The sequence below is a fragment of the Amycolatopsis sp. NBC_00345 genome (assembly GCF_036116635.1).
Lineage (GTDB): Bacteria > Actinomycetota > Actinomycetes > Mycobacteriales > Pseudonocardiaceae > Amycolatopsis.
In genome coordinates this window covers 1,411,905-1,425,058 of sequence record NZ_CP107995.1, presented here as the reverse complement: position 1 = coordinate 1,425,058, position 13,154 = coordinate 1,411,905, and the positions used below count along the sequence as shown (strand labels likewise).

The 13,154-nt window shown below is 72.4% G+C and carries 15 protein-coding genes; 5 read left to right on the top strand and 10 right to left on the bottom strand.

The features are described from left to right. Nucleotides 1-91: 91 nt before the first annotated feature. The 9 genes from fahA to OG943_RS06465 form a co-directional block, all read right to left on the bottom strand. On the bottom strand, nt 92-1,267 hold the full coding sequence (fahA, locus tag OG943_RS06505; protein WP_328608771.1) for a fumarylacetoacetase: 1,176 nt from the start codon (nt 1,265-1,267) through the stop codon (nt 92-94). Next, nucleotides 1,264-2,154 (bottom strand): hypothetical protein, encoded by an 891-nt coding sequence (locus OG943_RS06500; RefSeq protein WP_328612016.1) that lies wholly within the window; start codon nt 2,152-2,154, stop codon nt 1,264-1,266. Before OG943_RS06500 ends, fahA begins: the two co-directional genes overlap by 4 nt. A gap of 29 nt (nt 2,155-2,183) precedes the next feature. Next, a complete protein-coding gene (locus OG943_RS06495; protein WP_328608770.1) occupies nt 2,184-3,383 on the bottom strand; it encodes a homogentisate 1,2-dioxygenase in 1,200 nt (399 codons plus the stop codon). Between the two features lie 88 nt (nt 3,384-3,471). Continuing rightward, nucleotides 3,472-4,002, bottom strand: coding sequence for a MarR family winged helix-turn-helix transcriptional regulator (locus tag OG943_RS06490; RefSeq protein WP_328608769.1), 531 nt, complete (start codon nt 4,000-4,002; stop codon nt 3,472-3,474). 47 nt (nt 4,003-4,049) lie between these two features. Next, nucleotides 4,050-5,375, bottom strand: a complete 1,326-nt coding sequence (locus OG943_RS06485) for an MFS transporter (RefSeq protein ID WP_328608768.1) — start codon at nt 5,373-5,375, stop codon at nt 4,050-4,052. A 41-nt stretch (nt 5,376-5,416) separates the two neighbouring features. After that, the gene (locus OG943_RS06480; protein WP_328608767.1) at nt 5,417-6,919 is read right to left on the bottom strand and encodes an FAD-dependent oxidoreductase; all 1,503 of its coding nucleotides are present in this window, start codon (nt 6,917-6,919) and stop codon (nt 5,417-5,419) included. Next, entirely contained in the window at nt 6,916-7,710 is a 795-nt protein-coding gene (locus OG943_RS06475) for an SDR family NAD(P)-dependent oxidoreductase (protein ID WP_328608766.1), read from the bottom strand. Before OG943_RS06475 ends, OG943_RS06480 begins: the two co-directional genes overlap by 4 nt. Beyond that, nucleotides 7,703-8,536 (bottom strand): SDR family NAD(P)-dependent oxidoreductase, encoded by an 834-nt coding sequence (locus tag OG943_RS06470; RefSeq protein WP_328608765.1) that lies wholly within the window; start codon nt 8,534-8,536, stop codon nt 7,703-7,705. Before OG943_RS06470 ends, OG943_RS06475 begins: the two co-directional genes overlap by 8 nt. Nucleotides 8,537-8,587: 51 nt before the next feature. Beyond that, a complete protein-coding gene (locus OG943_RS06465; RefSeq protein WP_328608764.1) occupies nt 8,588-9,031 on the bottom strand; it encodes a nuclear transport factor 2 family protein in 444 nt (147 codons plus the stop codon). 106 nt (nt 9,032-9,137) lie between these two features. On the opposite strand from OG943_RS06465, the gene OG943_RS06460 reads away from it, so the two are divergent. Further along, on the top strand, nt 9,138-9,875 hold the full coding sequence (locus OG943_RS06460; protein WP_328608763.1) for an IclR family transcriptional regulator: 738 nt from the start codon (nt 9,138-9,140) through the stop codon (nt 9,873-9,875). Nucleotides 9,876-9,956: 81 nt separating this feature from the next. Here the strand turns inward: OG943_RS06460 and OG943_RS06455 are convergent, their stop codons facing one another. After that, nucleotides 9,957-10,580 carry a TetR/AcrR family transcriptional regulator gene (locus OG943_RS06455; RefSeq protein WP_328608762.1) on the bottom strand — a complete coding sequence of 208 codons (624 nt, stop codon included), beginning with the start codon at nt 10,578-10,580 and terminating at the stop codon, nt 9,957-9,959. A 49-nt stretch (nt 10,581-10,629) separates the two neighbouring features. On the opposite strand from OG943_RS06455, the gene OG943_RS06450 reads away from it, so the two are divergent. From OG943_RS06450 to OG943_RS06435, 4 genes are all read left to right on the top strand, one after another. Beyond that, entirely contained in the window at nt 10,630-11,577 is a 948-nt protein-coding gene (locus OG943_RS06450) for an NADP-dependent oxidoreductase (protein ID WP_328608761.1), read from the top strand. A 40-nt stretch (nt 11,578-11,617) separates the two neighbouring features. Next, nucleotides 11,618-12,154 (top strand): GNAT family N-acetyltransferase, encoded by a 537-nt coding sequence (locus OG943_RS06445; protein ID WP_328608760.1) that lies wholly within the window; start codon nt 11,618-11,620, stop codon nt 12,152-12,154. 122 nt (nt 12,155-12,276) lie between these two features. Then, a complete protein-coding gene (locus OG943_RS06440) occupies nt 12,277-12,507 on the top strand; it encodes a hypothetical protein (RefSeq protein WP_328608759.1) in 231 nt (76 codons plus the stop codon). A gap of 199 nt (nt 12,508-12,706) precedes the next feature. Beyond that, on the top strand, nt 12,707-13,138 hold the full coding sequence (locus tag OG943_RS06435) for a Fur family transcriptional regulator (protein WP_328608758.1): 432 nt from the start codon (nt 12,707-12,709) through the stop codon (nt 13,136-13,138). Nucleotides 13,139-13,154 lie beyond the last annotated feature (16 nt).

Sequence of the window (13,154 nt, the reverse complement as noted above, 5' to 3'; positions counted from 1 at the left end):
TGCCCTGAAGGTGGCCTTCAGGGCCGCCTTCCCGCTGCAGCGACGCCGTGAAGGCGTTCTCGGGTGGCGAGTTTTCAACCGCCCGCGGGATCTAGCCCGCGGGCAGGATCCGCCCGCGGACCTCGCCGAAGCCGATGCGGCCGCCGTGCACGCCGGGGGCCGTGGCGGTGATGACCACCTCGTCGCCGTCGAGCAGGAAGCTGCGCTCCTCGCCCTTGACCGTGACCGGTTCCCGGCCGCCCCAGGTCAGCTCCAGGAAGGCGCCGCGCTGGTGCTTGGCGGGGCCCGAAATCGTGCCGGAGCCGTAGAGGTCGCCGGTGCGCGACGAAGCGCCGTTCACCGTCATGTGCGCCAGCATCTGTGCGGGCGACCAGTACATCTCGCGGTACGGTGGGCGGCTGACCTCCTCGCCGTTCCACTCGACGGCGAGGTCGATGTCCAGCCCCCACGGGCTGCTCTCCCTCAAGTACGGCAACGGTTCCGGGTCCGTCTGCCCCGGCAGCGGGATCCGCGCGGCCGCCAGCGCCAGGATCGGGACGACCCACGGCGAGATCGACGTGGCGAAGCTCTTGCCCAGGTGCGGGCCGAGCGGCACGTACTCCCACGCCTGGATGTCGCGGGCGGACCAGTCGTTGAGCAGGACCGCGCCGAAGACGTGCCGGGCGAAGTCGTCCACCGGCACCGGGGTGTTCAGCGGGGTGCCGGTGCCGACGACAAAACCCAGCTCCGCCTCGATGTCCAGGCGGGTGCTGGGGCCGAACCCCGGCAGCGCGTCGCCGGGCGCCTTGCGCTGCCCGCTCGGGCGCACGATGTCCGTGCCGGACACCAGCACGGTGCCGGCGCGGCCGTGGTAGCCGACGGGCAGGTGCTTCCAGTTCGGCAGCAGCGGCTCGGCGTCCGGGCGGAACAGCCGGCCGACGTTCGAGGCGTGGTGCTCGGAGGCGTAGAAGTCCACGTAGTCCGCGACCTCGAACGGCAGGTGCAGCCGCACGCCGTCGACCGGGTGGACCGCACCGTCCGGGACGTCCCCGGCGACCAGCGCGGTGACCTGCTCGCGGACCGCCACCCAGCGCTCGTATCCCTGCGCCATGAACGGGTTCAGCGCCGGCGCCGCGAACACCTCGTCACCGAGCGCCGCGGCCAGGTCGACGACCGAGTCGCCTGCCCGGACCCCGACGCGCGGGGCGTCCCCGCCGACGGAAAAGACGCCGTAGGGCAGGTTTTCCAGCCCGAACGGCGAGCCGGCGGGGATGTCGAGCGCGGTCATGCTGCTCCTCCGGGTTCGGCGAGCAGGCCGAGGCCGGCCAGCTCGGTCAGCGGGTCGGTGACACTACAGGTGCCGAACGAGGTGAACCGGGCCCGCGCCGCGGCGGTCCGCTCCTCCCCCAGCTCCCGGATCCGCGCGGCGACGACGGCGCCGTCGCGCTCCGCGAGCAGGTCCCGGACCGTTTCGGCCTCGGCGCCGCAGGCCGCGGCGTCGGTCGCGAGCAGGAGGTTGAGGAACCCGTGCTGCTCGAACCCGGTCTCCGGATCGGTGTTGCGCAGCGCGTGGTGCAGCCCGGCAGTCGCCTTGAACGGCACCCCGGCCCCGACCGCCGCGAGCACGGTGGCGGCCAGCTCGGCCTCGTCGGGGTACAGCTCCGCCCGCACCCCGCCGGTCCGGAACTTCGCCCGGTACCGGGTGCCCGCGAGCGCGGCGAGCAACGGATCCCGCCGCGCGTCACGGGGAATCTCGACGAAGACCTCGGGCTGCGCGGCTTCGGGAACAGCAGCTTCGGGAACCACACTGTCAAGCGCCGCAAGCAGTTCGTCCGGTGCCATCCCTTCCGGGACGGCGACCTCCAGCGCCTCCAGCGAAACCGGCAGCGCCGCGCTCGCTTCCAGCGCCTCGGCGATCCGCGCGGGTCCGCCGGGGAAGGTCAGCGCGAGCCGCAGCGGGCCCCCGGCCGCAGAACCGCCGGACGCCGAATCCCCGGCTGAGCGGTCCACGCCACCCGCGCGTTGCAGCTCCGCCAGCTCGCCGAGCGCGGAAGCGGCGATCACCAACGGCCCGACCAGCCCGCCGTACCAAGCGGTCTCGTGCCCGTGGTGCGCCGCCACCGCCTCCGGCAGCGGCGCCAGCCCGGGCGGGAACACCGCGGCGTCGTCGAGCATGCCGCGCGCGAACAGCGGGAGCGGCCCGCTCACGCGGGTCCCCGGCCGGCCCAGGTCCAGGCGTACCCGGGGTCCTCGCTCGCCGCGCCGCCCTCGCCGAGGTCCAGCGGGCGGAAGGTGTCGACCATGACGGCCAGCTCGTCGAAGAACTCCGCGCCGAGGGACCGTTCGACGGCGCCCGGCTGCGGGCCGTGGCTGTGCCCGCCCGGGTGCAGGCTGATCGAGCCCTGGGCGATGCCGGATCCCTTGCGCGCCTCGTAGTTCCCGCCGCAGTAGAACATCACCTCGTCGGAGTCCACATTGGAGTGGTAGTACGGCACGGGCACGGCCAGCGGGTGGTAGTCCACCTTGCGCGGCACGAAGTTGCAGATCACGAAGTTGTTACCCTCGAAGACCTGGTGCACGGGCGGCGGCTGGTGCACGCGGCCGGTGATCGGCTCGAAGTCGGCGATGTTGAACGTGTACGGGTAAAGGAATCCGTCCCAGCCGACCACGTCGAACGGGTGCGTCGGGTAGACGTAGCGGGTGCCGGTGATGCCGCGGGTGCTGCGGTGCTTCACCAGCACCTCGACATCCCCGCCGTCCTCGGCCACAAGCGGCTCGGCCGGGCCGTGCAGGTCCCGCTCGCAGTACGGCGAGTGCTCCAGCAGCTGGCCGTAGCGCGACAGGTAGCGCTTGGGCGGCGCGATGTGCGAGTTCGCCTCGATCACGTAGGCGCGCAACGGTTCCGGCCCGGTCGGCACCCAGCGGTGGGTGGTCGCGCGGGGCAGGATCACGTAGTCGCCCGGCCGCGCGGTGAGCACGCCGAACACCGTCTCGACGCGCGCCTCGCCGGACTCGACGTACACGCACTCGTCGCCGATCGCGTTGCGGTACAGCGGCGAAGACTCCCCGGCGGCGACGTAGGAGATACGCACGTCCGCGTTGCCCAGCACCAGACGGCGGCCGGACACCACGTCGGCGCTCTTCCAGTCCTCGCCGGGGAAGAGCGTGTGCAGCTTCAGGTGGCGCGGGACCAGCGGCCGGTTCTCGGTGAGTGTCTGGTCCGGCAGCTCCCACGGCGTCGCGTCGACGATCGCCGAGGGCACCCCGCGGTGGTAGAGCAGCGACGAGTCGGAGGAGAAGCCCTCCTCCCCCATCAGCTCCTCGCGGTAGAGCCCGCCCTCGGGCGTGCGGTGCTGGGTGTGGCGCTTGGGCGGGATGCTGCCCGCGCTGCGGTAGTAGGCCATGGCCGCCTCCTCACTGGGAAAATCTATTTAGTCAAAGTATTAACTACCTGAACCCCAGGCTAGCCCCGTGCGGCTGGTACCGGTAGGGCTAGCTGCGGCTGCGGGCGTCGAACTCCGCGCGGCTGGTGATCAGCTTGTCCAGCAACATCACCAACACGCGTTGCTCGGCTTCGGTCAGCGCGCTCGTCCAGCCGAACTCGCGCTCGTTGTGCTCACGGAACACCTCGACCATCTCGGTGTGCCCGGCCGCGGTCAGCGACAGCCGGACCGACCGCCCGTCGTGCTCGACCGGGGTCCGGTCCAGCAGGCCGTCCGCGACGAGCGTCTTGACCAGGTTCGACACGGCGGCGCGGCTCATGCCGGTCAGCCGGGCCGCCTCCTTGGGCTCGAGCGGCCCGGCCAGCCACACCACGAACAGCAGCCGGAAGCCCGACCAGGACCGCCCGCGGGGCCGGTGCACTGCCGCCTCGAGGTCGTAGGTGACCAGGTCCGAGGCACGGTTGAGGGTCAGCAGCACCTCGGTGGCCAGCTGGTGCCGGAAGCCGTACTCCTCGTGCAGCCGCCGGTTGGCGAGCGCGACGAACGACCAGAAGTCCAGCTCGGCGGGTGACTCGGGCATGCCGAACCCTAACCCGGGCCGGCCCCGCGAGAAAGTCAAGGGCTGAACTACTTCCGCACGCCCCGGGTGCCGGCCTCACGCGGCACCTTGAGGAAAACGAGCATGATCGCCGACAGCACCAGGCAGCCGATCGGGAAGTACAGCCCGACCGTGACGTCGGTGTCGGTGGCGGCCAGCCCGATCGCGTAAGGCCCGAAGAACCCGCCCAGCGCGGCGATCGAGTTGATCGCCGCCAGCCCGACGGCCGTGTGCTCCTTCGACAGCACCCTCGACGCCATCGCCCAGTACGGCGCGAGATAGCCGAGCACGCCGATCGCCGCGAGCGAAAGGCTGATCAGCGACAGCACCGGCACGGACTTGAACTGGATGGCGCCGAAGAAGCCCACCGCGGCGACGAGCACCAGCACGATCACGTGCCCCTTGCGTTCGCCCGTCCGGTCGGAGTTGCGGGCCAGGAGCAGCATGCCCACCGCCCCGACGACGTACGGGATCGCGCCCAGCAGGCCGATGTTCGTCGACGCGTACGCCGGGTCCAGCTGTTTGACGATCAGCGGCAGGAAAAACGTGAGCCCGTAGAGGCCGCAGGCGATGAACAGGTTCGAGATCGCCAGGTGCAGCACCTTGCCGTCGCGGATCACGCGCAGCTGGCCGAGGAAAGTCTCCTTTTCCTCCGGCACATACTCCTTGTCGATCTCGGCCTGCAGCCAAGCGCTCTCCTCCTTGGTCAGGAACCGCGCGTCGGCGGGGCGGTTCGGGAGGTAGAAGAACGTGACGACGCCGATCAGCACCGCGGGCACGCCCTGCAGGATGAACACCCACTGCCAGCTGCTCAGGTCCAGCCAGTGCACGTGGTCGAGGATCCAGCCGCCGGTGAGGCTGCCGAGGATCAGCGCGATCGGCTGGGCCAGCGCGAGCGCGGCGATGGCGCGGCCGCGCTCCTTGCCGCGGAACCACAGGGTCAGGTACAGCAGCAGCCCCGGGAACAGCCCGGCCTCGGCGACGCCGAGCAGGATCCGCGCGATGACCAGGTGAGTCACGCTCGCGACGAAGCCGGTCAGCACGGTCACGATGCCCCAGGTGACCGCGATGCGGCTCAGCCACAGCCGCGCGCCGACCTTCTTCATCACCATGTTGCTGGGGATCTCGAACACGACGTAGGCCAGGAAGAAGATCGCCGACGCGGCGCCGAACGTCGCGGCGGTGATGGTCAGCTCCTTCGCCATGCCGAGCTGGGCGTAGCCGATGTTGGCCCGGTCCATGTAGTTGAAGACGTAGAGCAGGCCGATGATCGGCATGATCCGCACCGCGACCTTGCGGACGGTGCGCCTCCCGAGCTCGCTCTCCGCCGGGGCGGGGCCGGTCTGGACGGACATGTGGTTTCTCCTCGACGGTGAGTGAAAACTCTTGGTGGCGCTCAGGTTCCGGAAGCGGTCCCCGAGGCGGCGCGGCCGGTTTCCAGCGCAGCACCGGCGGTTCCGGAAGCAGTCTCCGAAGCAGCGCGGCCGGTCCCCGAAGCAGCGCGGCCGGCGATCCGGCCCATCGTGATCGCGTTGGCGACGGCGTTGCCGCCCCCGACGTACCGCGGGCCGAGCACCCCGGCGCCCGCCTCCCCCGCGGCGAAGAGCCCCGGAACCCGGTCCCCTCGCTCGTCGAGGACCGCGGCGCCGGCGTCGATCTCCAGGCCCGCGTGGGTGCAGACCAGCTCGGCGGGCAGGGTGCGCGCCGCGTGGAACGGCGGCTGCCCGATCGGCTCCGGCGGCCCGGTGACGCCCTTGGCCGCCAGGGTGCGGTGCCGCAGGAACTCCGGGTCGTCGCCGCCCGCCGGGAGCTGGGTGTTCCAGCGGTCGACGGTCGCGCGCAACGCGGCCGCGGGCACGCCCATCTTCCCGGCCAGCTCCTCCAGAGTGTCCGCGCGCAAGGTGCGGCCGGCGTCGGCCTCGGCGAGGACGTGCGCGGCGTCCCAGTGCGCGTACCCCGCGGGCAGCCCGGCCCGCGCGCGCTCGTCGAAGACCGTCCACACCGGACCGTCCTGGGCGGTGATGATGCCGCTGGACACGGCGTAGGAGGCGTCCTCGTCCATGAAGCGGCGGCCGTGGGAGTTGACCAGGACCCGGGACAGCGGCGGGAATCCGGACTGCCAGTGGTGCAGCCGCTGGAAGTACGCCGTGGGCAGCAGCAGGCCCCAGCCCTCGCCCGCGACGGACGCGCCGACCTGCTCGCCGAACCCGAAGTGGTCGCCTCGCGAACCGGGGGCCGCGACGACGAACAGGTCCTCCCCCGCCGCCTCGGCGTCCGGGTAGTACCGGGCCCGCAGGGCGGGGTCCTGGGCGAACCCGCCGGTGGTCACGACCACCGCCCCGGCGCGCACGTCGATCCCGTCCGCGACCACGCCGGTGACCCGGCCGTCGTCGACGAGGAGCCGTTCGACGCGGGTGTTCAGCACCGCCTCGGCGCCGAGCCGCCGCCGCGCCCGGTCGAGCACCTGGACAAGCCCGTAACCCTGGTCCTTCGGCACGTGCCCGCGCCACACGTCCTCCACGCCCGCCCGGGTCAGCCCGGGGGTGTGCGCGTCGTGGGACACCTTCGCGGGGATCTCGACGCCGAGCCCGAGCAGCCACTCGACCGACGGCCCGGCGTGCTCGCAGAACGCGCGCACCAGGCCGGGTTTCAGCAGCCACTGGTTGAGGTCCTGGTAGTGCTGGAAGAACTTCCCGGCGCTGTCTTCGACGCCGAGCCCGGCCTGCACGCTGGTGCCGGCCGCGGTCAGCATGCCCGCGGACAGCTGCGTCGAACCGCCCAGCTCCCGTTCCGCTTCGAACAGCAGCACGGACGCGCCCTGCTCGGCCGCGGAGACGGCGGCGGCGAGCCCCGCCCCGCCGCCGCCGACCACGACGACGTCGACCTGGTTCTCACTCATCCGAGGTCACCTCCGGCTCCCGCGAGGATGCGGTGGTAGAGACCGTTGGAGACCAGGCCGCCGTCGACGGTGACCTCGCTCCCGGTCAGGTAGGTGGAATGGTCCGAGAGCAGGAAGAGCACCGCGTCGGTGATCTCGTCCGGCGTGCCCACCCGGCCCGCGGGGATACTGTCCACAGCGGACTCGACGAACGCGTCCGCGCCGCCGAGCAGCGCCGTGCCGACCAGGCCGGGGTGCACCGAGTTGACCCGGATGCCCCAGCGGGCCAGGTTTCCCGCCGCGGACTTGGACAGTCCGGTCAGGCCCCACTTGCTCGACGAGTACGCGGGCGAGAAGTAGCCGATCTGCCCGGAGATCGACGAGATGTTGACGATCGACCCGCCGCCGGAGTCCCGGATCAGCGGCGCCGCCGCCCGCATCCCGTGGAACGGGCCGGACAGGTTGACCGCCAGGACCCGGTCCCAGACGTCGGCGGTGGTGTCCATGAACTCCAGCCGCCGGGAGATGCCGGCGTTGTTGACCAGCCCGCCGAGCGAACCTTGGCCCACCCGGATTTCCTCGACCACGGCCGCCCACCGCGCGGGGTCGGTCACGTCGAGCGAGTGCGCCGACGCCGAGCCACCGGCGGCGGTGATCTCCCCGACGACCCCGGACGCGTCGGCCACGTCCGCGGCGCAGACGTGCACCCCGCGGGCGCCGAGCGCGCGGGCGTGGTTCGCGCCCATCCCGTTCGCCGCGCCGGTGACCAGCACGACGTCCGGGTAGCGCACCGCTTCGCGGGCCTCAGACATGCCGGGAGCCGCCGTCGACCGCGATGCTGTGCCCGGTGACGTACCGCGCGCTGTCCGAAAGCAGGAACAGCAGCACCCCGAAGACCTCCTCGGGCGAGCCGATCCGGTGCAGCGGCACGGCGTCGAGCGCCTTCGCCAGCGCCGGGGCGTCGTCCTGGATCCAGCGGGTCATCTCGGTGTCGATGTAGCCGGGGGCGATCGCGTTGACGCGGATTCCCTGGTCCCCCAGCTCGACCGCGAGCGATTCGGTCAGGTGCGCGACCGCGGCCTTGGAACTGCAGTAGGCGCCCCGGCCCCGGCGCACGCGGACGGCGGACACCGAGGACATGTTCACGATCGCGCCGCCGGGCCGCAGGTGCGCGGCCGCGGCCTGGGCCCCGAACAGCACGCCCTCGACGTTCACCGACAGGGTCGCGCGGATCTGCTCGGCGGAGATGTCCGCGACCTCCGCGAACGGGAAGATCCCGGCGTTGTTGACCCAGAAGTCGACGCGGCCGAACTCGTCGACGGCCCGCTGCGCCAGCGCGAGGTGGTCTTCGGGCTTCGTGACGTCCACAGTGGACGCGACGATCCGGCCCGGCTTCTCCTCCAGCGATTCGGCGGCCAGCGCCGCGTTCAGCTCTTCGGCGGTGGCGGTCATGGCGTCGGCGTTGATGTCGCCGGCGACGACGTCGACGCCCCTGGTCGCGAGGCCGGCCGCGAACCGGGCGCCCATCCCGCGGGCCGCGCCGGTGATCACCGCGACCTGGCCCGGCAGCTCCGGGTAGCGGGCGGTGACCGGCTGGTGCCGCACCCGGCCGGGACCGGCAGGCTCGTAGCTCGTCATGCGGGTTCTCTCCATCTTCTTTGGTACGACTGTCTTTGGTACAGCGGCAGTTCAGGCGTCGCGGTGGACAGTGCGACGACCGATCCGCCAGCCGTCGGCGGTGCGGCGAAGCTCGTCGGCGACGACGGTCAGCCGATGCGTCCGCGGCGGGGAACCGTCCGCGGGCGAGCCGATGATCTGCAGGTAGGCGCGGGCGGACAGTTCGTCCGGCGCGGGGCCCGGGCGGACGTCGACCGTGCTGATCACGTGCCGGAGCGTCTCACCCGAGGCGACACAGCCGGCGTGGAAGCGCTCGGCGAACGCGACCAGCTCGGCCGTGCCGACGGACGGCGCCGGGTAGCTGGGCGAGGCGAACTCCCCGTCCGCGGTGAAGGTCGCGGCCCACTCGTGCGCCCGGCCCGAGTCGATCGCGTGACTCTGGCGGCCGTAGAGCTGGTGCACAGCGACCACGTCCTCGAACGCGACTGCCTCAGGCTCGGGCGTGCCACCTGTCATCGGAACCTCCGTTGTCCCGTCACCGCTGAACGTGCTATATTCGCACGCAGTGTGCGAATATAATGAGACAGTAGGTCGCCCCATCGGCGGTAGTCAAGGGAGTCGTGTGTCCATCGTGGATTCGAGCGGGGAGCCGGGCGCGGCCGTGGACACCCCGGTCTTGGACGTCCCCGCCTCGGGCACGTCCAAGACGCTGCACCACGGGCTGCAGGTGCTGGAGCTGCTGGTCACGCACCCGCAGGGGCTGTCGCTGACCGAGATCGCCGAGGGCATCGGGGTGCACCGCACCGTGGCGCACCGGCTGGTCCGCACGCTCGAAGCGCACCACCTCTGCCGCCGGGACCGGTTCAAGCGGATCTCGCTGGGCACCGGGCTGGTGCGGCTGGCCGAGCCGGTCGAGCAGGACCTGCGTACGCTCGCCCGGCCCGTGCTGGAGGAGCTGACGGACGCGGCCCAGGCGTCGGCGCACCTCGTCGTGCGGGAGAACGCGGAGCAGGTCCGGATGCTGATGATCGTCGAGCCGCGCCAGGCCCGGATGCACGTCGCGTTCCGGTCCGGGCAGCTGGACCCGATCGGCCGCGGGTCGGCCGGGCTGGCCATGCTCGCCGCCCGCCCCGCGCAGGCGGGCGAGCGCGAAGAGGTTTCCCGGGCCCGGGAACGGGGTTACGCCGTGTCCACCGGGGAAATAGCGCCGGGCATCACCGGGATCTCCGCGGTGGTCCCGACCGGCCGCGACGCCGCCGAGACCAGCATCGGGCTGTCCCTGTTCGAGGCCCCGGACCCGGACGGGCTGGGCCGCCTGGTCGTCGCCGCGGCCCACCGGCTGGGCGCGCTGCTGAAGTAACTTGTTGCGCCCTGAAGGCCACCTTCAGGGTCGTATATGCCCTCAAGGTGGCCTTCAGGGCACGCGGCAGTCAGCGCCGGGTCAGCGCCGCGAAACCGGCAGCCGGACGGCCGGCGGCAGCGCCGCCGCGACGGGATCCGCCTGGAACGACTGGATCATCAGGGCCGCGAACCGGCGCGACGCCGCCACCCGCGCCTCGGGTGACCCGGCGCGGATGCCCTCGTTCGCCATCAGCGCCAGGCTGATGTCCTCCAGCACGAAGTCCGCGCGCAGGGCGCCCGTCTCCTTGGCGCGCCGCACCAGTTCGAGCAGCAGGCGCAGCGTCCGCTCGCGGTCCGCGGCGAACTCGGCCGGGTCGGGAAACCGCGACGTGAACACGCGGGCGAGGCCCCGGTCGAGGGCGTGGACCTCCATCAGCCGCTCGATCACCAGGCCGAACCCGCGCCACGGATCGGCCGCCGCCAGCCCCTCCTCGACGATCGCCGAGCACGGGGTCAGCTCGTCGGCGAAAGCTTGGGCCAGCAGCGCTTCCTTGGTCTCGAAATGCCGGTAGACGGTCGCGACGCCGACCTCGGCACGGCGGGCGATTTCGCGGATCGGCACGGAAAAACCCCCGGCCGCGAAGGCCGCACGGGCGGCCGCGAGGATGCGCCCGCGGTTGTCGCGGGCGTCCGAGCGGAGCTTCGTTCCCACTTGAGCCGTCACCACTCTCACTTTAGCCAACCGGACGGGGTGCCCCGGTTACGTTCGATTCATGAGAGCTGTCGAGTTCACGGAATACGGGCCGGCCGGCGTGGTGCACGTCGCCGAAGTGGCGGAGCCGCACGCCGGACCGGGTGAAATCCGCATCACCGTACGGGCCTCCGGGCTCTCGGCCGGGGAGGTGCGCATCCGCTCCGGGGAGATGCGGGCCGCGGTGACCGTGCCCTTCCCGTACCGGACCGGGTTCGACGCCGCGGGCGTGGTCGACGAGGTCGGCGAAGGCGTCACCGGCGTGGCCATCGGCGACGAGGTGTTCGGCTGGACCACGATGACCGCGCGCGGCGCCAACGCCGACTTCGCCGCACTCGCCGCCTGGGCCCCCAAACCGGCCGCGTGGAGCTGGGAAGAAGCGGGCGGCGCCGCGGGAGCCGTCGAGTCGGCCACCCGGGTGCTGGACCGGCTCGCGGTCGGCGCCGGGCACACCGTGCTGGTGCAGGGCGCGGCCGGCGGGGTCGGCACGGTCGCCGTCCAGCTCGCGGTCGCCCGCGGAGCCACGGTCATCGGCACGGCCGGCGAACGCAACCACGACTTCCTGCGTTCCCTCGGCGCGGTGCCGACCACCTACGGAACCGGCTTGAGAGAACGAATCCACGAGCTGGCACCGTCCGGAGTGGACGCGGTGTTCGACTGCGCCGGCGGGGCCCTGCCGGACCTCGTCGCCATCGCGGGCGACGCGGCGCGGGTGGTGACGATCGCCGACGCCACCGCGGCGGCCCACGGCGTGCACCTGTCGCACGGGGCCCCGCCCGACGAAACGGGCAAGACCATGGGCACCGCCGATCCCCTTGCGGTGCATGGCCTCGCGCTCGCGGTGGAGCTCGCCGCCGAGGGCCGGCTGCGGGTGCCCGTCGCGGCGGCGTTCCCGCTCGCCGAGGCCGCCGCCGCGCACGAACTGAGCGAAAGCCGCCACGCGCGCGGGAAGATCGTGCTGGTGAACTGATCTCGCCGCTACCCCGGGACTCCCCCGGTAGCCTCGGGTCATGCCCGAGTTGATCGTGCCCACCGCCCTTCTGCACTCGGCCTGGCTCGAGGCGCACCACGAGTGGGGGCCCGGCGCGCACGAGGACGGGTTCGGGCTGGACGCGGGCGACGAGGTCGAGTCGCCATCCGGGTTCGCGGCCTGGGTGGCGCTGCTGGCCGACGAGCCGGACCCGTCCCGCGCGCGCTGCACGTTCCGCTGGATCGTCGAGGACGGCCGGGTGCTCGGCGGGATCGCGCTGCGGCACCGGGACGACGACTTCACCCGCCGGGCCGGCCACATCGGCTACGGCATCCGCCCGTCCGCGCGCCGCCGCGGCCTGGCGTCCTGGGCGCTGGGCCGCATGCTCGACGTCGCGCGCACCGCGGGCCTCGGCCGCGTCCTGATCGTCTGCGAGACGGGCAACCTGCCCTCCGCCAAGACGATCGAACGCCACGGCGGCGTGCTCGAAAACGGTGTGCCCGGGGGCGGTGCGTTCGAAGGCGGTGTAGTCGAAGGCGCCGGGCCGGTGCACCGCTACTGGATCGACCTCGGCTGACCTCGAGCCGCACCACGACGGCACCGGCCGTCGCCGAAAAGTGGCTAAGCTCGAAGACGTGGAACAGACAGTGATGGCCACGTGGTCGAACACGGGGCACGGATGACGGGGCACCGGGGGCCATGACCGACGAGGAACTCGTCGTCGAACTCGCCTTGACGCGGCTGGACCACCCGGGCCTGGACCTGGAGGAGGTCGCCGCGCTGCTGGTCCGTCGGCTGGGACCGGACAACATGCTGGAGTTCGCGGCCCGGAACCTGGCCACCCGCGGCGAGCTGCGCGCCGCGGTGTTCCCCGCCGCCGTCGAGCACGTCCTCCGGGTGATGCTCACCCTGCGCGGCCCCTCCGACTGAGCCGGCGGCCGTGATTGCGTTGCCCGGCCGCCGGCTCCGCCCGTGCGGGCCGACCCGGCCGCCTGCCCTGACTGGCCGCGCCGCCTGACCAGGCCACGCACCGGACACCCCGGCCGGAACCTCGCGAACCCCCGCCCGGGCGACTCGCGCATCGGCCACTGAACTTGATTGATTCCAGAAAATGGGGCACACTTCGCCCGTGCCCACGGCTTCGGACTTCGAGCGGATGCTGCGCGGGGTCTCCCTGCGCGTGACCCGCCCACGGCTGGCGGTGCTGTCCGCGGTCCACGACCACCCGCACGCCGACACCGATTCGATCATCGGCGTCGTGCGGGACGACCTCGGCGGCGTCTCCCACCAGGCCGTCTACGACGTGCTGCGGGCACTGACCACCGCGGGCCTGCTGCGGCGGATCGAACCGCCGGGCTCCGTCGCGCGTTATGAGGCGCGCGTCGGGGACAACCACCACCACGTCGTGTGCCGCTCGTGCGGAGTGGTGGCGGACGTCGACTGCGCCGTGGGCCCGGCGCCCTGCTTGACTGCCTCCGATGATCACGGTTTCACGATCGACGAAGCCGAGGTCATCTTCTGGGGCCTGTGTCCCGACTGCACCACCGCGCTCAAATCCTGAGCACCACCAGTGAAAA